At 72.9% G+C, this 22,267-nt stretch carries 19 protein-coding genes and 1 tRNA gene; 7 read left to right on the top strand and 13 right to left on the bottom strand.

The genetic code is table 11. The features are described 5' to 3' along the window. Positions 1-75: 75 nt before the first annotated feature. Complete coding sequence (locus ABD714_RS04610; RefSeq protein WP_344811082.1) at positions 76-1,008, top strand: ROK family protein; 933 nt, start codon at positions 76-78, stop codon at positions 1,006-1,008. Here ABD714_RS04610 and ABD714_RS04605 read toward each other — a convergent pair. The 4 genes from ABD714_RS04605 to ABD714_RS04590 all read right to left on the bottom strand — a co-directional run bounded on the left by ABD714_RS04605 (position 995) and on the right by ABD714_RS04590 (position 3,688). Continuing rightward, positions 995-1,564, bottom strand: a complete 570-nt coding sequence (locus ABD714_RS04605; RefSeq protein ID WP_344811081.1) for a dihydrofolate reductase family protein — start codon at positions 1,562-1,564, stop codon at positions 995-997. The genes ABD714_RS04610 and ABD714_RS04605 overlap by 14 nt on opposite strands. A 95-nt stretch (positions 1,565-1,659) precedes the next feature. Then, positions 1,660-2,598, bottom strand: coding sequence for an RNA polymerase subunit sigma-70 (locus ABD714_RS04600; protein WP_344811080.1), 939 nt, complete (start codon positions 2,596-2,598; stop codon positions 1,660-1,662). Then, entirely contained in the window at positions 2,595-3,212 is a 618-nt protein-coding gene (locus tag ABD714_RS04595; RefSeq protein WP_344811284.1) for an ATP-binding cassette domain-containing protein, read from the bottom strand. Before ABD714_RS04595 ends, ABD714_RS04600 begins: the two co-directional genes overlap by 4 nt. Positions 3,213-3,298: 86 nt before the next feature. Beyond that, positions 3,299-3,688 (bottom strand): hypothetical protein, encoded by a 390-nt coding sequence (locus tag ABD714_RS04590; RefSeq protein ID WP_344811079.1) that lies wholly within the window; start codon positions 3,686-3,688, stop codon positions 3,299-3,301. A 168-nt stretch (positions 3,689-3,856) separates the two neighbouring features. Between ABD714_RS04590 and ABD714_RS04585 the strand changes: the two genes are divergently transcribed. Next, positions 3,857-5,068, top strand: coding sequence for an NAD(P)/FAD-dependent oxidoreductase (locus ABD714_RS04585; RefSeq protein WP_344811078.1), 1,212 nt, complete (start codon positions 3,857-3,859; stop codon positions 5,066-5,068). Here the strand turns inward: ABD714_RS04585 and ABD714_RS04580 are convergent. The 9 genes from ABD714_RS04580 to ABD714_RS04540 form a co-directional block, all read right to left on the bottom strand. Beyond that, the gene (locus ABD714_RS04580) at positions 5,065-6,813 is read right to left on the bottom strand and encodes a diflavin oxidoreductase (RefSeq protein WP_344811077.1); all 1,749 of its coding nucleotides are present in this window, start codon (positions 6,811-6,813) and stop codon (positions 5,065-5,067) included. The genes ABD714_RS04585 and ABD714_RS04580 overlap by 4 nt on opposite strands. Next, entirely contained in the window at positions 6,810-12,386 is a 5,577-nt protein-coding gene (locus ABD714_RS04575) for a glutamate synthase-related protein (protein ID WP_344811076.1), read from the bottom strand. Before ABD714_RS04575 ends, ABD714_RS04580 begins: the two co-directional genes overlap by 4 nt. A gap of 156 nt (positions 12,387-12,542) precedes the next feature. Next, positions 12,543-13,052, bottom strand: coding sequence for a GNAT family N-acetyltransferase (locus ABD714_RS04570; protein WP_344811075.1), 510 nt, complete (start codon positions 13,050-13,052; stop codon positions 12,543-12,545). Between the two features lie 55 nt (positions 13,053-13,107). Then, positions 13,108-13,184 (bottom strand) — tRNA-Val (locus tag ABD714_RS04565). 94 nt (positions 13,185-13,278) lie between these two features. Further along, the gene (locus ABD714_RS04560; RefSeq protein ID WP_344811074.1) at positions 13,279-13,767 is read right to left on the bottom strand and encodes a peroxiredoxin; all 489 of its coding nucleotides are present in this window, start codon (positions 13,765-13,767) and stop codon (positions 13,279-13,281) included. After that, positions 13,764-14,192 (bottom strand): DUF3052 domain-containing protein, encoded by a 429-nt coding sequence (locus tag ABD714_RS04555; RefSeq protein ID WP_425562336.1) that lies wholly within the window; start codon positions 14,190-14,192, stop codon positions 13,764-13,766. Before ABD714_RS04555 ends, ABD714_RS04560 begins: the two co-directional genes overlap by 4 nt. A gap of 112 nt (positions 14,193-14,304) precedes the next feature. Next, the gene (locus ABD714_RS04550) at positions 14,305-15,060 is read right to left on the bottom strand and encodes an inositol monophosphatase family protein (RefSeq protein WP_344811073.1); all 756 of its coding nucleotides are present in this window, start codon (positions 15,058-15,060) and stop codon (positions 14,305-14,307) included. A gap of 22 nt (positions 15,061-15,082) precedes the next feature. Then, positions 15,083-16,096, bottom strand: a complete 1,014-nt coding sequence (locus ABD714_RS04545; protein ID WP_344811072.1) for a PHP domain-containing protein — start codon at positions 16,094-16,096, stop codon at positions 15,083-15,085. After that, positions 16,093-17,088: a pirin family protein gene (locus ABD714_RS04540; RefSeq protein WP_344811071.1), complete on the bottom strand. Its 996-nt coding sequence runs from the start codon at positions 17,086-17,088 to the stop codon at positions 16,093-16,095. Before ABD714_RS04540 ends, ABD714_RS04545 begins: the two co-directional genes overlap by 4 nt. A 189-nt stretch (positions 17,089-17,277) precedes the next feature. On the opposite strand from ABD714_RS04540, the gene ABD714_RS04535 reads away from it, so the two are divergent. The 5 genes from ABD714_RS04535 to ABD714_RS04515 all read left to right on the top strand — a co-directional run bounded on the left by ABD714_RS04535 (position 17,278) and on the right by ABD714_RS04515 (position 22,257). Beyond that, entirely contained in the window at positions 17,278-18,435 is a 1,158-nt protein-coding gene (locus tag ABD714_RS04535; protein ID WP_425562345.1) for a PucR family transcriptional regulator, read from the top strand. A gap of 114 nt (positions 18,436-18,549) precedes the next feature. Continuing rightward, complete coding sequence (locus ABD714_RS04530; RefSeq protein WP_344811069.1) at positions 18,550-19,509, top strand: ACP S-malonyltransferase; 960 nt, start codon at positions 18,550-18,552, stop codon at positions 19,507-19,509. Further along, positions 19,506-20,528, top strand: a complete 1,023-nt coding sequence (locus ABD714_RS04525; protein ID WP_344811068.1) for a beta-ketoacyl-ACP synthase III — start codon at positions 19,506-19,508, stop codon at positions 20,526-20,528. The genes ABD714_RS04530 and ABD714_RS04525 overlap by 4 nt, the downstream gene beginning before the upstream one ends. Before the next feature lie 76 nt (positions 20,529-20,604). Then, a complete protein-coding gene (locus ABD714_RS04520; protein WP_344811067.1) occupies positions 20,605-20,850 on the top strand; it encodes an acyl carrier protein in 246 nt (81 codons plus the stop codon). Positions 20,851-20,997: 147 nt separating this feature from the next. Then, on the top strand, positions 20,998-22,257 hold the full coding sequence (locus ABD714_RS04515) for a beta-ketoacyl-[acyl-carrier-protein] synthase family protein (protein WP_344811066.1): 1,260 nt from the start codon (positions 20,998-21,000) through the stop codon (positions 22,255-22,257). Positions 22,258-22,267: the final 10 nt, after the last annotated feature.

Here is a 22,267-nt window from a genome sequence, read left to right as displayed (position 1 = left end):
CACTCTACGCAAGGACGCCGGTGGTTGCCGCCGGACGCTCGTCCGGCCCCTCTCGCCCCCACTAGGGTGACGCGCATGAGTGAGACCGTGCTGGCCATCGACATCGGTGGCACCAAGATCGCGGCGGCCGTGGTCGACGCCGAGGGCACCGTCCTGGCCGATCGGCTGGAGCCCACTGCCGCCTCCCCCGACCCGGAGACCGTGTTCGCGGGTGTCGCGGCCGCCGTGCGCGGTCTGAGCGACCAGCTGCGGCCGACGGACGGGCGGATCCGGGTCGGCATCTCCTCCGCCGGACCCATCGACGGACCGGCCGGCACCGTCTCCCCGGTCAACATCGGGGCCTGGCGCGGTTTCCCGGTCGCCGCCCGGGTGCGCGAGGTGCTCGCCGAGACGCACGGAGCCGACGTGGTCAGCGTCGGTCTGGCCGGTGACGGACACTGCTTCGCCCTCGGCGAGCACTGGCTGGGTGCCGGCCGCGACGTCGACTCGATGATGGGAGTCGTGCTCTCCACCGGAGTCGGCGGCGGCGTGGTCGTCGACAACCGGCTGTTCGCCGGATCCACCGGCAACGCCGTCCACCTGGGGCACATCAGCGTCAACGCCTGGGGCCCGCGGTGCGTCTGCGGCGGCCAGGGCTGCACCGAGATGTACGCCCGCGGGCCGGCCCTGGTCGCCGCGGCCCAGGAGCAGGGCTGGGCCGGCGGGGACGACGCCCGGGCGCTGACCGCGGACGCCCGCGCCGGCGACGACATCGCCGTCCGGGTGATCGACCAGGGCATGCGCGCCCTGGCCGCCGGGATCGCCACCACCGCGACCGAGCTGGACGTCGCCGTGGTCGTGCTCGGCGGCGGCGTGTCCAGGGCCGGTGAGGTGATCTTCGAGCCGCTGCGACGCCACCTCCGCGACTTCGCGGTGCTCGACTACGTCGCGGCTCTGGAGGTCCGGCCGGCCGTCCTGGAGACCGCCGGTCTGCTCGGCGCCGCGGCGCTGGCGTTTAGCCGGGAGTAGCCGCCGGGCGCGGCCGGTAGACCGACAGGGTCAGGGCCCCGTCACTCGCCACCCGCACCAGGTCGAGATCGACCGTCCCGGTGAACAGCCGCTCCCCCTCGCCGAGGAAGGTCGGCACGGCGAGCAGCCGGTACTCGTCGACGGCGCCCGCCGACGCCAGGTCCCGGACGACGCCGAGGCTGCCGATCACCACCACGTCCCGGGTGGCGGCGAGGCGGCGGGCACCCTCGACCACCTCTCCGGTCAGCCGTCGGGAGTTCGCCCAGACGGTGAGGTCGGGACCCGAGCGGGTGACGACGTACTTCGGCAGGGTGTTCATGGCGGTCGAGAAGGCGTCCAGGCGCTGGGGCCACAGCCGCGAGAAGTGCTCCCAGGTGCGTCGCCCGAACAGCACGGCCCCGGTCTGCAGGATCGGACCGAGGTCGAACTTGTCACCGGCCAGGCGTTCGGGGCCGAACCGGAACGCCCACCCACCCCGGGCGGTGCCGCCGCGACCGTCGGGGTCCTCGACGATGCCGTCCAGGGTCACGTACTCGATGACGATGATCTTGGCCATGCTCACTCCTGTCCCTCCGGCTCGGTGCCGGTCGGAGAGTGATACCGGTGGGAACGGCCGGGCTCATCGGTGTCGGCCCGATCGCGGCGACAGGGTCAGGCCGAATACCGCGGCGGCGCCCCCACGAGCTCGACGACCGCCGGGTCGGCGAAGACGGTGGCGCGGACCACGAGGCCACCGGCCACGGTGAGCAGCTGGACGGAGTGGGCCTCGCCGTCCAGGTACGCGGTGAAGCCGGCCTCGCCGTTGGCCCACACCGGCACCGTGCGCCAGTCGCGGCCGCGGGTCCGGTAGACCCGCCTCATGAACCCCGCGTACGCCTCCGGTCCGACGTACCAGTTCCACATCGGCGGCATCTCCAGGACGACCTCGGCCGCCAGCAGGCGGACGATCGCCGGCACGTCGGCCCGTTCGAAGGCGGCCGCGTACCGGTCGACGACCGCCCGCTGCTCGGTGGGCGACCCGGTTACGGTGTCGGCGCCGCCCCCGATGTCCGCGAGCCGGGCCCGGGCCCGCTGCAGCGCGCTGTTCACCGCGGCCGTGGTCAGGCCGAGCGCCTCGGCCACCTCGGCCGCCGGCAGCTGCAGGACCTCGCGCAGCAGGAGAGCGGCCCGCTGCCGCGCCGGCAGCAGCTGGAGCGCTGCGACCAAGGCGAGCCGAAGCTGGTCGCGTTCGACCGCCGAGGTCGCCGGATCCACAGGGAGCGGGATCAGCCAGGGCACCTCGGGGCCGCGGACGAACGCGGTGTCCGGGTCGTCGAAGCGGGCACCGACCCCGGAGGGCAGCGGTCGGGACCGCCGCGACGCCAGTGCCGTCAGGCAGGCGTTGGTCGCGATCCGGTAGAGCCAGGTGCGCAGCGACCCCCGGTCCGGATCGAAGGAGTCGGCGGCCCGCCACGCCCGCAGCAGGGTCTCCTGGACCAGGTCCTCGGCGTCGTGCGGTGAGGCCATCATCCGGTAGCAGTGGACCAGGAGCTCGCGGCGGTACGGGGCCACCAGCCCGTCGAAATCCGCGCGCAGGGTCGGCGCGGTCACGGCACCGGGGTCAGGCGTCCCCTGGTGAGGGCCAGTCGGCGGCCCGCCACGGCGGCGATCTCCTCGGGATCGTGACTGACCAGGACGACGGGGATCGGTTGCGTACCGACGTCGGCGAGCACGGCCTGCAGCAGCCGGATCCGGGTGCCGACCTCGACCGCCGACAACGGCTCGTCCAGCAGCACCGCGGCCTCCGGACCGCCGAGGCCGAAACCCACGATGGCCCGGGCCAGCGCCACCCGCTGCCGCTCGCCGGCGGACAGCTGCGCCGGGCGGCTGTCGGCCAGGACGGTGTCGAGCTCCAGCAGGTCCAGCACCATCGCGACCCGATGCGCCCCGATCCGGCGTCGCTTCTTGTCCGACGGCAGCGCGGTGGCGATGTTGGCGGCCACGTTGTTCTCCCGGTCCAGGACCGCGTCCTGCCCCGCCAGCATCAGGTTGCGGCGGTCGTCGCGCACCAGCACGTCGGCATCGGTGAGCGTGACCCCGCTCAGCCGCACCGAGCCACGGTCGGGATCCACCGTGCCGGCGATCACCTGGAGCAGCGTCGTCTTGCCCGACGCCGAGGGCCCGGAGATGCCGAGCACCTCCCCCGGTGCGACCGTCAGGTCGATGTCGGCCAGGACGAGGCGGTCGGCGTACGACTTGGACAGCCCGCGGACCTCCAGGGCACCGCCGGCCTTCGGCGTCCGGCGCCCGATCAGGAGACGCGCTCCGGCTCTCCCGACAGGTCCTCGATCCGGACGAAGACGTCCTCGCCGCGCTCACGGCGCGGCGGCCAGTCGTGCACCCAGATGACCACGAAGGCGGCCAGCGAGGCGGCCAGCGCCAGCACCGGACCGATGGTGAACACGAACACGCTGATCAGGCCGATCACGTCGATCGCGAGCACCGCCGCGGCGCCGCTGCGGCCGAGCTTGCCGTGACGGGCGCGCCAGGCCGCGTACGCGACCCAGGGCACCATGGCCAGCAGCAGGAAGACCCAGGAGAAGGTGGAGGCCAGACCCGCGCCGTCGATCAGGCGGATCATCCCCGCCATGCTGACCAGACCGGTCAGCGCCCCGAGGGCGGTCAGAAGGTTCTTGTCCATCGTGTTCCTCCTGCGGGGGTGTGGTTCCGCGGTCGCCGTCGTGACCTCAACGTAGCCCAGATCGGTGGTCCCGCGTCGGAGCGCAACCCCGTCCTGGGTGAATCCGCCGTCGATCCGCCGGACCGGGCTGTCCGCCGGCCGTGCACGGCCGGCGCCTAGGCTGGCCCGATGTCACCGATCGTCGTCGTGGGGGCCGGTCTGGCCGGGCTGGCCTGTGCCCAGCGGCTGGTCGCCGCCGGCCGCGAGGTCGTGGTGGTGGAAGCCTCCGACGCGGTCGGCGGACGCGTGCGCACCGACCTGGTCGACGGCTTCCGCTGCGACCGCGGCTTCCAGCTGATCAACCCCGCCTACCCGGCGCTCCCGCGGGTCGTCGACGTCGACCAGCTCGATCTGCGCTCCTTCGGCGCCGGCGTCGTCGTGGCCACCGAGCAGGGGCGATCGGTCCTCGCCGATCCCCGCCGTCTCCCGCGGTTGCTGCCGGCCACCCTGCGCAGCCCCGTCGGCTCGCTCCGGGAACGCCTCGCGTTCGTCCGCTGGGCCCTGTCCAGCTTGCTGCCCGTCCGTCGGCAGCTCGCCGGACCGGACCGGACCCTGGCCGAGGCCCTCGACCGGGCCGGGATCCGGGGGGAGCTGCGGACCGCCGTGCTCGAGCCGTTCCTGGCCGGCGTGCTGGCCGACTGGGACGGGACCACCTCGGCCACCTTCGCCCGGTTGCTGCTGCGCTCGTTCCTGCTCGGCTCCCCCGCTGTGCCGTCGACCGGGATCTCCCGGCTGCCCGAGCTGCTCGCCGCGAGCCTCCCGACCGGCACGATCCGGCTCGAGACCCCGGCGGTCGAGGTGGGCGCCCGGTCGGTGCGCACCGCCGACGAGGAGATCCAGGCCGAGGCTGTGGTGGTGGCTGCGTCCCCGCGGGCCGCGGCCGATCTGACCGACATCCCGGTGCCGGCGACCAGGTCGTTGACCACCTTCTGGCACACAGCCCCGCGGGCCCCCAGCTCGGCCCGGCTGCTGCACCTGGACGGCGCCCGCCGGGGTCCGCTGGTGAACACGGCGGTGATGACCAACGTGGCCCCCGGTTACGCGCCACCCGGCCGGGTGCTGATCGCCAGCTCCACCGTGGGCGCGGACGGCTCGGTGGAGGCCGAGGGAACGGTACGCCGGCAGGCCGGGCAGGTCTACGGGGTCGACACCGACGACTGGGAGCTCGTCACCCGGCACGTCATCAACGAGGCCCTGCCGCACCAGCCGCCGCCGCTGATCATCCGCCGGGCGTCGCGGTTGCCCAGCGGGGTCTTCGTCGCGGGCGACCACCGCGACACCGCCTCCATCCAGGGCGCGCTGGTGTCGGGTCGTCGCGCGGCCGACGCGATCACCGGCTAGTAGACGTCCCGGACGTAGCGCTTCTCCCGTTTGAGGTCGGCCACGTACTCGACGGCGTCCTCGGCACCCCGACCGCGCTGCTGCTCGATCACCAGCCGGAGGGCCGCGTCGACGTCCTTGGCCATCCGGGTGGCGTCGCCGCAGACGTAGAAGTGCCCGCCGTCCTCCAACCAGGCGTAGAGCTGGGCGGACTGCTCCAGCATCCGGGTCTGCACGTACACCTTCTCGGCCTGGTCGCGGGAGAAGGCCAGATCGAGCCGGTGCAGCACGCCGCGCCCGGCCAGCTCGGTCAGCTCGTCGGCGTAGATGAAGTCCTCCGCCCGGTGCTGGTCGCCGAAGAACAGCCAGTTGCGACCGGTCGCGCCCCGGGCCGCCCGCTCGTGCAGGAAGGCCCGGAACGGCGCCACCCCGGTGCCCGGTCCGACCATGATCATCGGTCGGTCGTCGTCGGCCGGCACCCGGAAGGCGGCGTTCGGCTGCAGGTAGATGCCGACCTCCCCCTCCCCCAGCCGGTCGGCCAGGAAGGTGGAGCAGACCCCGCCCCGGACCCGGTCCTCGCCGTGACGCACCGACGCGACGGTGAGGTGGATCCGGTCGGGGCTGTGCAGCGGGCTCGACGAGATGGAGTAGGCCCGGGGCTGCAGCGTACGGAGCGCGCCCGCCAGCTCGTCGGCGGTCAGGCTCACCCCCGGGGCGGCCAGGAGCAGATCGAGGACGTCCTTGCCCCACAGCCAGTGGTCGAGGGTGTCCCGCTCGCCCCGGGCCAGCACGGCGGCCAGGTCGCCGTCGGGATCGCGTTCGGCCAGCAGGGTCAGCAGGTCCCGGGACGGGGTGCGGATCTCCCAGCCCCTGGTCAGCCGCTCCCCCACCGTGCCGCCGTCGACGGCGACGTCCGGGTGCAGACCAAGACGGTCCAGCAGGGCCTCGACCAGGGCGCCGTCGTTGACCGGCACCACCCCGAGCGCGTCACCGGCGGCGTAGGTGATGCCGCTGTCGCCCAGGTCGAACTCGTAGTGCCGGATCTCCTTCGCACTCCGCGGACCCGACAGCACCCGGTTGGTCACCAGCCGGGACCGGTACGGCTCCCGCCTGGTCCACCGCTGGCGCGGCGGCCGGGCCGCTGCCACCACGGGGACCGGCGGCGTCGGCAGCGCCGCCCCGGCTGCTCCCGGCGCCTCCGCGGCCAGGTGCTCGGTCACGTCGGTGACCCAGGCCGTCGCGGGCTCCTCGAAGTCGACGTCGCAGTCGACCCGCGGGACGACACGCACCGCCCCCAGCTGCTCCAACCGGGTGTCGATCAGCCGGCCGGCCTGGCAGAAGCCCTCGTAGCCGCTGTCCCCCAGCGACAGCACGGCGTAGCGGGTCTCCTCCAGCCGCGGCGCGGCGTCGGAGGCCAGCGCCTCCCAGAACAGCTCGGCGTTGTCGGGCATCTCGCCCTCGCCGTACGTGGAGGTGACCACCAGCAGGTAGGACCGGGTGGCCAGCGTCGCCACGTCCAGGTCGTCCAGGGCGGAGACGGTGGCGCCGAGACCACGCCCCCGGACGGCGCCGGCCAGCCGCTCGGCCAGCTCCTCGCTGTTGCCGGTCTGGGTGCCGTACGCGATGTCGACGGTGAGCGTGGGGACGGTGGCGGTCTCGCCGTCGTGCCGGCGGGCGGCGGCCATCCCGGCCAGGAAGCCGCCGAGCCAGGCCCGCTGGTCCACGGTGAACGGGGCGTCGGTGGGGATGGACAGGAGCGTGGTCACGCGGGCACCTCCTCGGTCAGGGCCACGTGGGCCAGCTGGGCCAGGTCCTCCATCGCCGCGGCGACCAGCAGCTCGTCGAACTGCGACCGGTCGAGCCGACCGGCGTTCGCCCGCTGCTGGTGCAGGATCCAGCCGTAGGTGCCCGGGGCGTCCATGCCCCGCACGTTGCGACGCTCCAGCGACTGCTGGTAGTCGCCGAGCCGTTTGGTGGCGATCTGGGCGGCCAGCTCGGCGTCGACGAAGCGTTCCAGCCGGCCCCGGACGTAGCGCACCAGCTTCTGTCGGACGGCGAAGTCCTCGGTCAGCACGAGCTTGCGCGCGGCAGCGGTGATCCGGGGATCGCCGAGGCCGGTGGTCCCGGGCACCCGCTCGAGCGCGATCTCCTGCGCGATGGCCAGGACCGTGTAGGACGACAGGACGGCGAAGGCGTCGGGCGAGGTGGGCTGGCCGAAGGCGGGCGTCCGACCACCGGCGACCGGTCTGTCGTCCCGCAGGGACAGCTTGAACTCCCGCAGGCGGTCGGTGGCCACCGACGTGGCCAGCTCGTCCAGCAGCTCCTTGCGCGGCTTGGCGGCCAGGATCTGGTCGCTGTCGGCGTAGAGCAGCAGGGCCGTCGGGGTCCCCACCACGATCTGCGTCCGGGTCTGTGCCCAGTCCGCGAGCAGCCGGGCCGCCAGCGCCGAGCCGGTGCTGTCCAGGTGCCACTGCAGCATCAGCAGCACGGCCTCCTCGTGGAAGCCGGGAACCTCCGCGTCCTCGCCCCCGACCGGCGGCTGCCCGACCAGCTGGTGCACGACCAGGGAGTCGCTGACCCGCTCGGCCAGCTCGCCGGCCGGGTCGTACTGGTAGACGAAGCCGCCGCTCATGCCGTTGCCGAGGCCCTTGCCGAACGTGCCCAGGTTGAGCACGGCCCCGTTCGTCATGTACTCGCAGCAGAAGTCGCCGACCCCCTCGACCACGGCGGTGCCACCGGAGTTGCGGACCGCGAAGCGGTCGCCGGCCTCGCCCTGCACGAAGGTCCGCCCGCCGGTGGCGCCGAACAGGGCGAAGTTGCCGATCAGCACGTTGCCGCCGGGTGCGGCGCTGCCGCCGCCCGGGGTGCGGACGACGATGCGACCACCGCTCTGGGACTTGGCGACCCCGTCGTTGGCGGTCCCCGTGTGGTTCAGCTCCAGGCCGTCGTTGCAGAACGCGCCGTACGACTGGCCGGCCGTGCCCGTGCTGACCACCCGGACCGAGCCCTCGGCCAGGAACCTGCGACCCCGGTCGTCGGTGAGCACCGCCGGCGCCCGGTCCAGCTGCTCCGCCGCCGACGGGGTGTGGTTCAGCAGCCGTTCGAGGTCGACCGACAGCTGTCCGCCGACGGACTTGTGGTGGTTGCGCAGCCCGATCCCGTCGATCTCCACCGAGGACTCCCCCGCCTCGAACAGGCTGGTCGTGACCTGCTCGAGCACGGCGTCGTCGAGCGTGAAGTCGGCCTCCAGGTACACCGGGTCGGTGACGGTGCGCACCGGGACCCGGGTCAGCATGGCCCGGACGTCGAGCTCGCCGACGCTGGCCGGGTGGTCGAGCAGCTGCAGCAGATCGGTCCGCCCCCGTGCCTCGGCCAGCGAGCGCAGCCCGAGCTTGGCCAGGATCTCCCGGACGTCGTGGGCGATGTTCAGCAGGTACTGGGCCAGCGCCCGCGGGTCACCGTCGAACACCTCCGGGTTGGTGGTGAGTCCGGCCGGGCACTTGATGTTGCAGTTCTTGGCCATCACGCACTTGAGCATCATCAGCGCTGTGGTGCCGAACTCGAAGCTGTCGCCGCCCAGCAGCGCGGAGACCACGACGTCGCCACCCGTCTGGTGCGCGCCCGAGCAGCGCAGCACCACCTTGTCCCGCAGCCCGTTGACGCTGAGCGCCTGGTGCACTTCGGCCACGCCGATCTCGGCGGAGCGGCCGGCGTACTTGAGACTGGTCACCGCCGCGGCCCCGGTGCCGCCGGTGTTCCCGGCCACGTTGATGACGTCGGCGCCGGCCTTGGCCACCCCGACCGCGATGGTGCCGATCCCCTCCGACGAGACCAGCTTGACGATCACCCGGACCCGGGCCGCCTTGCAGTCGTGGATCAGCTGGGCGAGGTCCTCGATCGAGTACGTGTCGTGGTGCGGCGGCGGCGAGATGAGCTCGATGCCGGGGGTGCCACCGCGGGCGGCGGCGATGTCGACAGTCACCTTCGGGGCCGGCAACTGGCCACCCTCACCCGGCTTGGCCCCCTGCCCGATCTTGATCTCCAGCTCCTGCAGCATCGGGTCGGCGAGGTAGCCGGCCCAGATCCCGAACCGGCCGGAGGCGAACTGCTTGATCCGCGAGCCCCTGATGGTCCCGGCCCGGGTGTGGTGCTCGCCACCCTCCCCGCAGTTGGACAGCCCGCCCACCATGTTGGTGCCGTGCGCGACCGCCTCGTGCGCGGTGGCGACCAGGGCGCCGTGGCTCATCGCCCCGGACGCCAGGGACGCGGTGATCTCGTGGGCCGCCTGCACCTCCGCCAGCGGCACGCTGGCCGGGGAGTGCTGCAGCAGGACCAGGAACGCGTACGCCGCCCCTCGTGCCGTCAGCAGCAACCCGTCGGGACCGAGCTCGACGACGGTGACGTCGTCGCCGTAGTCGGTCGTCAGGTAGTCGGCCAGGCCGACGTAGGACGCGTGCTCGACGTGCGGCGCGTCCACCAGGCGCAGGCGGAAGCCGTCGGACTCCACGGGCTCGATGGACAGCCCCCTGACCCGGACGCTGGCGTTGCCGGCCACCGAGAAGCGGCCCAGCTCACGGGCGAACTCGTCGGCGGTGGTCAGCATCGTCACGTCGGCGGGCAGGGCGAGCACGTCGCGCAACGCGGAGGGCCGCCGAGCCCGCTCGGTCTGGGTGGTGGCCACGAAGTCGCGGTAGCCCGGGGTGATCGCGAACTCGTCGATCTGGTCCTCGGTGAGCGCCTCGAAGCCCGTGTGCCGGTAGGCGTCGTCTGTCAGCCCGTACGCGTCGTCGAGCTGGCCGAGGGTGAGCAACCGCAGGTCCGAGGACTCGTCCTCGGCCGGTGCGAAGGCGGGACGCTCCTCGGTCATGTCCGCGAAGCCGCGGACCGCGGTCAGACCGTAGGAGTGCCCGGCGCCGTCGGAGCGCTCCTTGAACAGGCCCAGCAGCGGCACCTGGTTCTCCGCGCCGACCGCGCAGGCCCGGGTGTGCCAGTCGGTCGAGGCCTGGGCGATCCGGGCGAAGCCGACACCGCCGACCGGGGCCGCCAGGTGCGGGAAGCAGCGGGCCAGCACCGGGTCCCGGGTGTCGAGGTAGTTGGGTTCGAAGAACTCGCCCCCGATGTAGCTCTCGACCGTGCACAGCCCGACCCGGCCCATCGTCTTGGCGAGCGACTTCAACGCGGCCTTGCGGAACCGGTCGAAGGCGCGGTCGGTGTCGGTCTTCTGCCCGGCGGGAGCCGCCGGACTCGGGTACTTCTCCTCGGCCCGCAGGCGCGCGGTCAGGCAGTAGACCGCTGCGGCACCGAACCCGAGAGCGCACGCGATGTGGTGCGAGGACGGCAGCTGACCGCTCTCGGCGATCAGCGACACCCTCCTCCGCAGCCCGGTGGCGATCAGCCGCTGGTTGACCGCGGCCAGACCCAGCAGCAGCGGCAGCGGCGCCCGGGTGGTGGAGATCGAGCGGTCGGTCAGCACCGCGATGCCCCCCTGCTCGCGGGCGAAGGCCTCGATCTGGTCGCAGAGCAGGTCCATCGCGGCGACCATGGCCTCGGCGTTGGCGTCCGGCGCGTCCGGCACGGGTGCGTAGAGCAGGTCGAACCGCTCCAGCGGGGTGACCTGCTGCTCGCGGAGCTTCACCATCTCGAGGTGGTCCAGGATCGGTGAGTCGAGCACGATCTGCCGGGTCCCGGTCGGCCCGGAGCCGGTCTGGTGCGACTCGGGACCGGTGCCGTCCGGCTTGGCGCCGAGGGCGACCCGCATGCTCATCCCGTCGGCCTCCCGGATCGAGTCCAGCGGCGGGTTGGTGACCTGGGCGAAGCGCTGCGAGAAGTACTTGGCGAGACCACCTTCGGTGTCGGACAGGGCGTTGATCGCGTTGCCGTAGCCCATCGCGGAGATCCGCTCGGACCCGTCGGCCAGCATCGGGTCCATCATGAACCGGAAGCTCTCCTGGTTGTGCGAGTACGCCACGAACCGGCCGTGCAGACTCAGGTCGCCGTCGTAGCCCAGCGTGCTGGTGCCGCGGGCGATCGCCGGGGCGGGGAGGTCGTCGAGTCCCACCCGCGCCTGCTCCAGCAGCGCCCCGTAGTCGCGCCGGGCCGCCAGCGCGGCCAGCGCCTCCCGGGTGCGCAGGATCCGGCCGGTGCGGTGGTCGAGGTAGAGCATCCCGCCGGCCTCGATCCGGCCCCGGTGCACGACCTCCTCGGCCGGCAGCGGGACCTGTCCGGCCTCGGAGGCCACGATCAGGTACTCGTCGGTCTCCACCGTGCGCAGCGGCCGCAGGCCGAGCCGGTCGAGCCGGGCGCCGACCACGTCGCCGTCGCTGAAGATCACCGCCGCCGGGCCGTCGTTCTTCTCCTCGTAGAGGGAGAAGTACTCGAGCATGTCCCGGACGGGCGTGGGCAGGCTGCGGTCGTTCTCCCAGGCCGGCGGCATCAGGGACACGACCGCCTCGACGACGTCCAGCCCGTCGTCGAAGACCCGGCTCTGCAGGGTCTGGTCCAGCCGGCTGCTGTCGGACTGACCGGGCGGGCGCACGATCCGGCGCAGCCGGGCGCGAGCACCCGCGTCGTCGGCCAGCCGGTTCTTGCGGTCGGTGTTCAGCTCGCCGTTGTGCGCCATCATCCGGAACGGCTGGGCCATGGTGGGGTGCGGTTCGGTGTTGGTGGAGAACCGGGTGTGGAAGTAGAGGGTGCGCACCTCGTGGCGCGGGTCGACCAGGTCGGTGAAGTAGCTGACCACCTCGCCGGCGTTCAGCCGGCCCTTGAGGACCTGGGTGCGCGCGCTGAGCGACAGCGGGTAGAGCCCGGCCAGCTCGGGACGCTCGTACGCGCTCTGCTCGATCTCCAGCAGGGCGGCGTTAGCCGCCCGGTCGACGTCGGTCCGGGTGCGGTCGTCCGCCGCGCCGAAGACCCACTGCACGATCGGCAGCTGGAGGGCCACGGCGGCCGGCCGCAACGCGCTGTCGGCCACCGGCACGATCCGCTCCAGCAGCACCGTCAGACCCTGGACCTCGAGGGCGCCGCGGACGATGGCCCGGCCCTCGTCGGCGTACGCGGGGTCGGTGGGGAGGAAGAGGTTCGCGACGCCGAAGGTGCCGGCCTCCAGCGGTCGACCGGTGAGGTCGCTGAAGAAGCGGACCGAGAGGTCGACGCTCACCCCGGCCCCGTCCCCCACACCCTCGGACGACATGCCGCCGCGGTGCGGGATCGCACACAGGGCCTGTTCGCCGCGCACGATGACGTCGTGGTCCTGACGCCCGTCCTTGCGGGTGATGAAGCCGACGCCGCAGGCACTGGACTCGCGGCGGGGGTCGTAGAGGCCGATCGCAGACGTGGTCACGTGGCAGCTCCAGCGCGGGCCTGGTCTCCCTGCGGGAACGGGAGAAGAAGGAGAACGACGCCACGCTGCGACGATCAGAGGCGAACGGGTCCGGCGGGCCGGTCGAGTCGGTGGCGATGCCGTGCGCTCATGGTAGGGCGGGGCCCCAGCCCTGGGCTACGGCTCCGGATGTGATCCTGCTGACCATGCCGCCCGGGTGAGCCGGTACTGGCGGAAGCGGACGCCGCCGTACGCGACCTCGCCGTCGGGGACGAACCCGTGGCGGGCGACGGCACGGTCGGGGTGGCGGCTGTACGGCAGGGCGATCAGCACCTCGTCGAGACCGAGCTCGTCGAAGCCCTGGGCGAGCGCACGACGGGTGATCGCCTCGCCGTGCCCCCAGAAGCGTGGTCGCAGCACCAGCGCGAAGTCGGCGCCGTTCTCCTCGGCCTGGAAGCCGCCCCAGCCGGCGAGCCGGCCGTCGACCAGGACCGCCCACGGGCCGAACCCGTGCTCGTCCCACTGCCTGTTCTTGGCGGCGACCCAGGCGGCGGCCGTCTCCGCGGTGAACGGCTCACCTCCCGCCAGCGGCAGGTGACGCGCGTTGCGCGGCTCGTTGAGCAGGCTGGTCACGGCGTCGAGATCGACCTCGGTGAGGCGGACGAACGTGATGTCGGACGCGGCCACGACGAGCATCGTAGGCGCGGCCCCGGGTCCGCGCTGAGCAGCTCCGGATCGCAGCTGGTGGGAGCAGAGGGACTCGAACCCCCGACATCTTGCTTGTAAGGCAAGCGCTCTAACCAGCTGAGCTATGCTCCCGCGCCCCGGGCGCAGCCCAGGACAGCCGGCCAATCTAGTGGCCGGAGCCGACCGGACCAACCCGGGTCCAGGACCACGACCTCGCCGGGACCGGTCAGGCGGAGGTCATGGCGGCCAGGTGGTCCTCGAGATCGCGGGCCTCGCCGATCCCGTTGACCACGCTCCAGCGGACCACACCGTCAGCGTCCAGCAGGAACGAGCCGCGGAGCGCGCAGCCGGCGACCTCGTCGAACACGCCGTAGGACCGGGCGATGCCGCCGTGCGGCCAGTGGTCGGTCAGCAGGTCGAAGGCCAGCCCCTCCGCGTCGGCGTACGCGCGCAGGGTGAACATCGCGTCGCAGGAGATCGCCACCACCCGCGCGCCGAGCTCGTCGAACCGCTGCCAGCGGTCCCGGAGGCTCCGCAGCTCACCGGTGCAGATGGAGCTGAACGCCCAGGGGTAGAAGATCAGCACCGCCGGGGCCCCCCGCAGGTCGCTCAGTGACACCGACTGGCCGTACTGGTTGCGGGTGCGGAAGTCCGGGGCGGCCGTTCCGTCGGGGACGACCGGGGTGCCGGTGGCCGTCGGGTCGAGCCCGCTCACTTGCGGGTGCCGCGCGGCCGCACCAGCTTGTGGGCGGCCCAGTCGGGCGAGACGTTGGCCGAGGTGGTCAGGGCGAGACCGGCGGTGACCGCGGCCTCGGAGATGTCGGAGTTGTCGACGTAGCCGTTGCGACCCACCTTGGGGGTGAGCAGCCAGAGCACCCCGCTCGCGCTGAGGTCGATCACGGAGTCCACCAGACCGTCGACCAGATCACCGTCGTCGTCGCGCCACCACAGCAGCACCACGTCGACAGCGTCCATCGCCTCCTCGATCAGCTCGCCGTCGATCGCGTCCTCGACCGCCACGCGCACCTGGTCGTCGACGTCCTCGTCCCAACCGATCTCCTGCACGACCTGACCTCGGGTCAGGCCGAACTTCCCCCCCGCCGGGCTCTTCGCCTCGGAGGGTCCTGCCGTCGCGCTCACTGTCCAGCCTCCAGCGTCATCCGAAGGGGAACGGCGCGGTCGCCGTTGCCGTCCCCGGTCCATGTGGGACGAAAGCCTGCCATGGGCCGCTGCCCGGCGGAACCCCGGCGTCTCATCCGCCCTGCCGCAGAGCCGCCACGGTCTCGGCGACGGACCGGGCGTTACCGGCCACCTGCCACCGGTTGCCGTCGATCTCGACGACCTCGGCGGCGCCGCCGGCGCCGATCACCAGGGCCGCGCCGGGGAACCAGTCCCAGGGGTGCAGGTTGGCCTGCAGGAACACCCCGATCCGGCCGGTGGCCACCCCGGCGAGGTCGACCGAGGCGGAGCCGAGCATCCGCACGGTGGCCGCCGCACCCACTGCCGAGCGCCAGGACGCGACCCGCGGTTCGTCGCGGAGGTTCCTCGGGTGCAGATAGGTGGCGACCGAGACCCGTTCCAGCGGCTCGTCGGTCAGCGTCGCGACGGGCACGCCGTTCAACGTCGTCGGTCGGTCCCGGCCACCGACCCAGAGCTCGTCCCGGGCCGGGTAGTAGACCGCCCCCAGGAGGGGTCCGTCGTGGTCGATCAACCCGATAGCCGAGCACCAGTACGGCAGCCCGGACAAGAAGTTGTAGGTCCCGTCGACCGGGTCGATGAACCAGGTGCGGTCCCCCGGGCGGGCCGCCCCCTCCTCCCCGACCAGGCCGTCGTCGGGGCGCAGTGCGGTCAGCCGCTCCACGACCAACGCCTCGGCGGCGTGGTCGGCGGCCGACACGACGTCGGACACCGAGGTCTTGTAGTGCGTGTCCAGGCCTTCGGCGAGCATGCCCGCCGCCAGGGTCCCGGCCTCGCGCACCAGGCTGGCTGCTACCTCCGCGTCATCCACACCCGGAGGGTAGTCGCCCCGCTCAGCCTTTCCGGCACCAGGACAGCAACCGCTCCACGGGCCAGGTGTTGATCACCCGGTCCGGATCGAGTCCGAGCTCCTCGGCGCGCTCGCACCCGTACGCCAGGAACTCCAGCTGACCCGGGGCGTGCGCGTCGGTGTCGATGGAGAACTGGCACCCCGTCTCGATGGCCAGCTCGAGCAGCCGGGTGGGCGGGTCCCGGCGCTCGGGCCGGGAGTTGATCTCCACCGCCACCCCGAAGGCACGGCAGGCCTCGAACACGACCTCGGCGTCGAAGCTGGACTCCGGTCGGGTGCCCCGCTCACCCTCGATCAACCGGCCGGTGCAGTGGCCCAGGATGTTGGTCCGCGGGTTCGCGATGGCGCCGACCATCCGGTGCGTCATCGTCTCGGAGTCCGAGCGCAGCTTGGAGTGCACGCTGGCCACCACCACGTCCAGCTCGGCCAGCAGGTCGTCGTCCTGATCGAGACCGCCGTCGTCGAGGATGTCGACCTCGATCCCCTGCAGCACACGGAATCCGGGCAGCGCGGCGTCCAGGTCCCTGGTCACCTGCAGCTGCTGCCGGAGCCGCTCGGCGGTCAGGCCTCGGGCCACCGTCAGCCGCGGCGAGTGATCGGTGATCGCGCAGTACGCGTGGCCGAGCGCCTGCGCGGTGATCATCATCTCCTCCAGCGGGCTGCCGCCGTCGGACCAGGTCGAGTGCACGTGCAGATCGCCCTTGATCAACGAGCGCATCCGGTCGCCACCGGTGGCCAGCGGCTGCCTCTCGTCCCGCAGCTGCTGCAGGTAGTCCGGCACCCGGCCGGCGCTGGCCTGGCTGATCACCAGCGCGGTCTTGGGTCCGATGCCGGGGATCGTCTTCCAGTCGTCGGTCTCGGCGTGCCGGGCCCGGTCGTCCGGGTCGAGCGCGGCGACGGTGTCGGCGGCCCGCCGGTAGGCCTTGACGCGATGGGTGTCGGAACGGGCCCGCTCCAGCAGGAAGCCGATCTCCCGCAGGGCGTCGACGGGGTTCATCGGCCGCCCTCGGGTGCGCGGCGGGGACGGGGCTTCAGAGCCACCGTCGGCATCGTCGGTGCTTCCATCACGCGTTCCCCCGGCGCGACCACCGGGCGGAAACGACCGCCTTCGGCATCGGCGCCGCGGTGCTGCCACTGCTCCCGGAAGGCCGTCACCTCCTCGTGCGTCCGGCCGATGAAGTTCCACCACATGACGATCTCCTCGGCGAACGGCTCGCCGCCCAGCAGCAGCACCCGGGCGCCGTCGCCGCCCGCCGTCAGCGTCACGGCATCCCGGCCGGTGCCGAGGTAGACGAGCTGGTCGGTCGTCGCCGCGGTGGTGCCGGTGGTCACCTCGCCGGAGACGACGAAGACCCCGTGCTCGTGGTCGGCGTCGACACCCAGGTCGACGGAGGCGCCGGGCTCCAGCGTGAGGTCCGCGCCGACCAGCGGGGAGAAGCTGATCGCCGGGGACGCCACCCCGTCGACCTCGCCGATGAGCACCTGACCCCGGACGCCGGGTCGCTCGAGGACCGGCAGGTCGGTGTAGCGGTCGAACCGCGGTGCGTCGTCCCGGACGGCGTCCGGCAGCGCGACCCACAGCTGCAGCCCGTGCAGCTGGGGCGGCTTGTCGGGCAGCGACATCTCCGAGTGCACGATGCCGTGGCCGGCCGTCATGATGTTGAGGGTCCCGGGCGTGACCATGGCCCGGGTGCCCAGGCTGTCGCGGTGCTCGATCTCGCCGGCCACCAGCCAGCTGACCGTCTGCAGCCCGGTGTGCGGGTGCGCGGGGACCTGCATCCCCGGCGCGTCGCTGACGTCCTCGGGCCCGTAGTGGTCCAGGAAGCACCAGGCACCGATCATCCGGATGGCCCGGTCGGGCAGCACCCGCGCCACCTCGGTCGTCTTGCCCAGCCACACCTTGCGGGCGGCGAGCAACAGCTCCTCGGGCCCGGTCGGCAGCGAGGACCGGCACACGTACTCCTGCGGCTTCGCCTCCCGTACGCTCACCGCGATCCTCTCCTCGACTCCGCCCGACCCGACCCGGCCCGGCACGCTTCCCGCGGACCCGCCGGGAGTGGGGTGACCGAGCACTACGCTCACCCTATGGCGGCGACGAAGGGGCTCACCAGGTCCCGTCCGTCGTCGGCGAAGACCCGCGCGGCGATCGTCCGGCGGCTGTCGGCGCAGACCGCGGGGATGACCACGGTGGCCGTGGGCGAGATGGAGACGCGGCACACCTGGTTCCGCGAGCTCGACGCCGAACCCCGCTCCTGGATCACCCTGGTGGCTCGGGCCGGCATCGACGGCTTCGTCACCTGGTTCGCCGACCCGGACCCGGACGGCCCGGTGACGTCGGACGTGTTCGGCTCCGCCCCCCGGGAGCTGGCCCGTCGGATCAGCCTGCACCAGACCGTCGAGCTGGTCCGCACCACCATCGACGTGGTGGAGACGCAGATCGACGAGGTGATGCCCCGGTCCGACCGACCGGTGCTGCACACGGCGATCGTGGCCTACAGCCGGGAGGTCGCGTTCGCGGCCGCCGAGATCTACGCGCGGGCCGCGGAGCTGCGCGGCACCTGGGACGCCCGGCTGGAGGCGTCGGTGGTCGACGCGGTGCTGCGGGGGGAGACCGACGAGTCGGTCCTCTCGCGCGCCTCCACCCTGGGCTGGACCTCCAACCAGGGGGTCGTCGTGGTGGTCGGCAGCGCACCGCACACCGACGCTCCCAGCGTCGACGCGGCGTCGGAGCTCGAGGCGATCCGTCACCAGGCGGCGATCTCGGGTCTGGACATGCTCGGCGCCGTGCAGGGTGATCGGCTGATCGTGGTGCTCGGCGGCCCGGCGCTGAAGGACCCGGACTGGACCCTCGGCGTGGTCGCCCGCTTCGTCGGCTCCTTCGCCCCCGGCCCCGTCGTGGTCGGCCCGCCGGTCGACCACCTGATGGACACCGGCGCCAGCACCCGGGAGGCGCTCAGCGGCTACCGGGCGGTGGTGGGCTGGCCGGAGGCGCCACGACCGGTCAGTGCGCACGACCTGCTGCCCGAGCGGGCCCTGAACGGCGACGGGCACGCCCGTCGGGCGCTGGCCCGCGAGCTCCACGACCCGCTGCAGGACGCCGGCGGCGGTCTGCTGGAGACCCTGGTGGTCTTCCTGGACCAGGGGCTGTCGGTGGAGGCCACGGCCCGGGCGCTGTTCGTCCACGCCAACACCGTCCGCTACCGGCTCCGGCGCGTGCACGAGGTCAGCGGCTACAGCCCGACCGACCCCCGCGACGCGTACGCCCTGCGGCTCGCGCTCACCCTGGGCCGGCTGCTCGGTCGCCGGGGACTGACCGACGGGGGCCGCGGCGACTGAGCCGGCCGTCGTCGTCTGATCGACGTCGTTTTGTCAGATTCCTACAACCAGCGCGACGCAGATTCGTCGTGTCCCTGCGCGACGCGGACGGTCCGGTCGCGCCATAGTCGAGACGTGCTGGCCATCGTCGCGCCCGGTCAGGGCGCACAGACCCCGGGGTTCCTGTCGCCCTGGCTGACCGAGTCCACCTTCGCCGACCGCCTCGACCACCTCTCCGCGGTGACCGAGCTGGACCTGCGCCACTACGGCACCGAGGCCGATGCCGACACGATCCGGGACACCGCCGTGGCGCAGCCGCTGCTGGTGGCCGCGGGCCTGCTGGCCGCCGGGGCCCTGCTGGAGCCGGGCGACACCGCGAGCGCCGGCGTCGGGGTGGTGGCCGGGCACTCGGTCGGCGAGATCACCGCCGCCGCCCTCGTCGGTGCACTGTCCGACGACGAGGCGATGACCTTCGTCCGGGAGCGGGGCCGGGCGATGGCCGAGGCCGCCGCCCGCACCCCCACCTCGATGACCGCGGTGATCGGCGGCAAGGTCGACGAGGTGCTCGCCGCCATCGAGGCCCAAGGACTCACTGCCGCCAACAACAACGGCAGCGGTCAGATCGTCGCCGCGGGCACCGTCCAGCAGCTGGCCGCGCTGACGGAGAACCCGCCGGCCCGGGCCCGGTTGATCCAGCTGAGTGTCGCCGGGGCCTTCCACACCGCGCACATGGCACCGGCGTCGGACCACCTGGCCCGGCTCGCCGACTCCCTCCATCCCCACGACCCCACGACCCGGCTGCTGTCCAACGCCGACGGCCGGGTCGTCACCGACGGCTCGGACGTGCTGCGGCGACTCGTCGGTCAGGTCGCCTCGCCGGTCCGCTGGGACCTCTGCCTGCAGGCGATGGCCGAGCTCGGCGTCACCGGTCTGCTCGAGCTCACCCCGGCGGGAACGCTGACCGGCATCGCCAAGCGCAACCTGAAGGGGGTCGAGCTGTTCGCGCTGAGCACGCCCGACCAGCTGCCGGAGGCTCGCGAGTTCCTCCAGCGGCACGCCGCCGGGTCCGCGGACGCGCCCCGAGCCACGTCGTGACCGGCCCGGAGCAGGTCCCCCGCGTGGTGCTGCGCACCTCGACCGGCGGCCCGTACGCGCGCGTCCTCGGCTTCGGTGGCTACCGCCCACGGCGGGTGGTCGACAACGCCGAGATCTGCACCATGATCGACTCCTCCGACGAGTGGATCCGGACCCGCTCCGGTATCCGGGAGCGTCGGTGGGCCTCGCCCGACGAGACCGTGCAGATGATGTCGGTGTCGGCGGCCCGGGTCGCGATCGAGCGCGCCGGTCTCGATCCGGCGCAGATCGACACCGTCATCGTGGCCACGGTCTCGCACCTCCTGCAGACCCCGGCGGCCGCCGCCACGATCGCCGCCGAGCTGGGCACCACGGGCGCGGCCTTCGACGTGTCCGCCGCCTGCGCGGGCTTCTGCTACGGGTTGACGCTCGCGGACTCCCTGGTCCGCACGGGTGCCTCGACGTACGCGCTGGTGATCGGCGTGGAGCGACTGTCCGACATCACGAGCCAGACGGATCGCACCAGCGCGTTCATCTTCGCCGACGGGGCGGGCGCGGCGGTCGTCGGTCCGAGCGACGTCCCGGCCATCGGACCGGTGGTCTGGGGCTCCGACGGGGACCAGTCCGGGCTCATCACCCAGACCGAGCCGTGGGACCGGGCGATGGCGTCCGAGCCGCCCCGGTGGCCGGTGATGACGATGGACGGCAGACCCGTGTTCAAGTGGGCGGCGTACGCGATGGCCGAGGCCGCCGCCGAGGCCCTCGACCGAGCCGGCCTGACCGCCGACCAGATCGAGGTGTTCGTCCCGCACCAGGCCAACATGCGGATCACCGACGCCATGCTGCGGGCCCTGAAGCTGCCCGACTCCGTCGTGGTGGGGCGGGACATCGAGCGGCAGGGCAACACCTCCGCCGCCTCCATCCCGCTCGCCCTCGATACCCTGCTCACGTCCGGCGAGGCGCGCAGCGGTCAGACCTGCCTGGTCATCGGCTTCGGCGCGGGCCTGGTGTACGCCGGTCAGGTGATCGTGCTGCCATGATCGTGCCCGACCACAGATTCCTGGGCTGACCACTTCCGGTCCGTCCACCGTTCAACCCCAAGGAGCCCTGAGCCCGATGCCCACCACCGAAGAGGTCCGTGCCGACCTGGCCGACATCGTCAACGAGGTCGCCGGTGTGCCGACCGACGACGTGCAGCTGGACAAGTCGTTCACCGACGACCTGGACGTCGACTCGCTGTCGATGGTCGAGATCATCTACGCCGCTGAGGAGAAGTTCAGCGTGAGCATCCCCGACGAGGAGGCCAAGAACCTCAAGACCGTCGGGGACGCGGTCGCCTACATCGAGCGCGCCGCTTCCTGACGCCTCGGAGGGTCACGCCGACGACGGCCGCAGCAGTGGTCGGGTCCGCGTGACCCTCGGCGTGACCATCCCGGCCGTCCGGCCGATCCACTCCCCGGGCGCCCTCGCTCCCGGTCGCTCGACCCCTGACCACGGAAGGTCCAACCCATGAGCCCGACCCCCATCGTCGTCACCGGACTGGGCGCCACCACCCCGCTCGGCGGTGACGTGGCCAGCACCTGGGAGGGCCTGCTCGCGGGCCGCTCCGGCGTCAGCAGCATCCAGGCCGACTGGGCCGCCGACCTGTCCGTACGGATCGCGGCCTCCGCGGCCGTCGACCCCGCCGGCGTGCTGGAGCGGGTCGAGGCACGCCGCCTCGACCGGTCGGCCCAGCTGGGCGTCGTCGCGGCCCTGGAGGCATGGCAGGACGCCGGCTTCGGGCTCAAGGAGGAGAACCCGGTCGACCGGCAGCGGCTCGGGGCGGTGATCGCCACCGGCATCGGCGGCCTGCAGACCCTCCTCGGCCAGTGGGACGTGCAGCGGGAGAAGGGAGCCCGCCGGGTGTCCCCCCTCGCGATCCCGATGCTGATGGCCAACGCGACCGCAGCGAACGTCAGCCTGCGGATCGGCGCCCAGGCCGGCGCCCACGCGCCGGTGTCGGCCTGCGCCTCCAGCAACGAGGCGATCGCCTACGGCATCGACATGATCCGCCTGGGCCGCGCCGACGTGGTCGTGGTCGGCGGCGCCGAGGGCGTCATCCACCCGATGCCGATCGCGTGCTTCTCCCAGATGCAGGCGATGAGCCGGCGCAACGACGAGCCCGAGCGGGCGTCCCGCCCCTGGGACAAGGGCCGGGACGGTTTCGTGCTCGGCGAGGGCGCGGCGGTGATGGTGATCGAGACGCTCGAGCACGCGCAGGCCCGCGGAGCGCGGATCTACGGCGAGCTGGCCGGGGCGGGCATCACCTCCGACGCCCACGACATGGTCCAGCCCGACCCGACCGGGGAGTCCCAGGCCCGGGCGATGACGTACGCGCTGCGGGAGTCCGGGCTGCAGCCCGGCGACATCTCCCACGTGAACGCCCACGCCACCTCCACCCCGCAGGGCGACGTCACCGAGGCGCTGTCCATCCGGATGGCCCTGGGTGAGGACACCTCGGCGATCGTCACCGGCACGAAGTCGATGACCGGTCACCTGCTCGGTGGCGCCGGCGCCCTGGAGTCGCTGGCCACCCTGCTCGCCCTCTACCACCGCACCGTGCCGCCGACGATCAACCTGGAGGACCCGGAGCCCGGACTGGGCATCGACATCGCCAGCACCGTGCGCGAGCTGCCGGCCGGGGACCTGGCCGGCATCAACAACTCCTTCGGCTTCGGCGGTCACAACGTGGCCATCGCCGTCACCAACCGCTACGCCACCAGCTCCTGACCCGGCTGAC

This window comes from Microlunatus aurantiacus (assembly GCF_039536605.1).
In the GTDB taxonomy this organism is placed as follows: Bacteria; Actinomycetota; Actinomycetes; order Propionibacteriales; family Propionibacteriaceae; genus Microlunatus; species Microlunatus aurantiacus.
The sequence above is the reverse complement of the archived record's forward strand: the minus strand, read 5'-3'. Positions and strand labels throughout refer to the sequence as shown.

Coding starts and splice junctions, on each gene's coding strand:
- ABD714_RS04585 (WP_344811078.1), top strand. CDS start 3,857: ATGTCACCGATCGTCGTCGTGGGGGCCGGTCTGGCCGGGCTGGCCTGT.
- ABD714_RS04535 (WP_425562345.1), top strand. CDS start 17,278: ATGACCACGGTGGCCGTGGGCGAGATGGAGACGCGGCACACCTGGTTC.
- ABD714_RS04610 (WP_344811082.1), top strand. CDS start 76: ATGAGTGAGACCGTGCTGGCCATCGACATCGGTGGCACCAAGATCGCG.
- ABD714_RS04520 (WP_344811067.1), top strand. CDS start 20,605: ATGCCCACCACCGAAGAGGTCCGTGCCGACCTGGCCGACATCGTCAAC.
- ABD714_RS04515 (WP_344811066.1), top strand. CDS start 20,998: ATGAGCCCGACCCCCATCGTCGTCACCGGACTGGGCGCCACCACCCCG.
- ABD714_RS04590 (WP_344811079.1), bottom strand. CDS start 3,688: ATGGACAAGAACCTTCTGACCGCCCTCGGGGCGCTGACCGGTCTGGTC.
- ABD714_RS04605 (WP_344811081.1), bottom strand. CDS start 1,564: ATGGCCAAGATCATCGTCATCGAGTACGTGACCCTGGACGGCATCGTC.
- ABD714_RS04545 (WP_344811072.1), bottom strand. CDS start 16,096: ATGAACCCCGTCGACGCCCTGCGGGAGATCGGCTTCCTGCTGGAGCGG.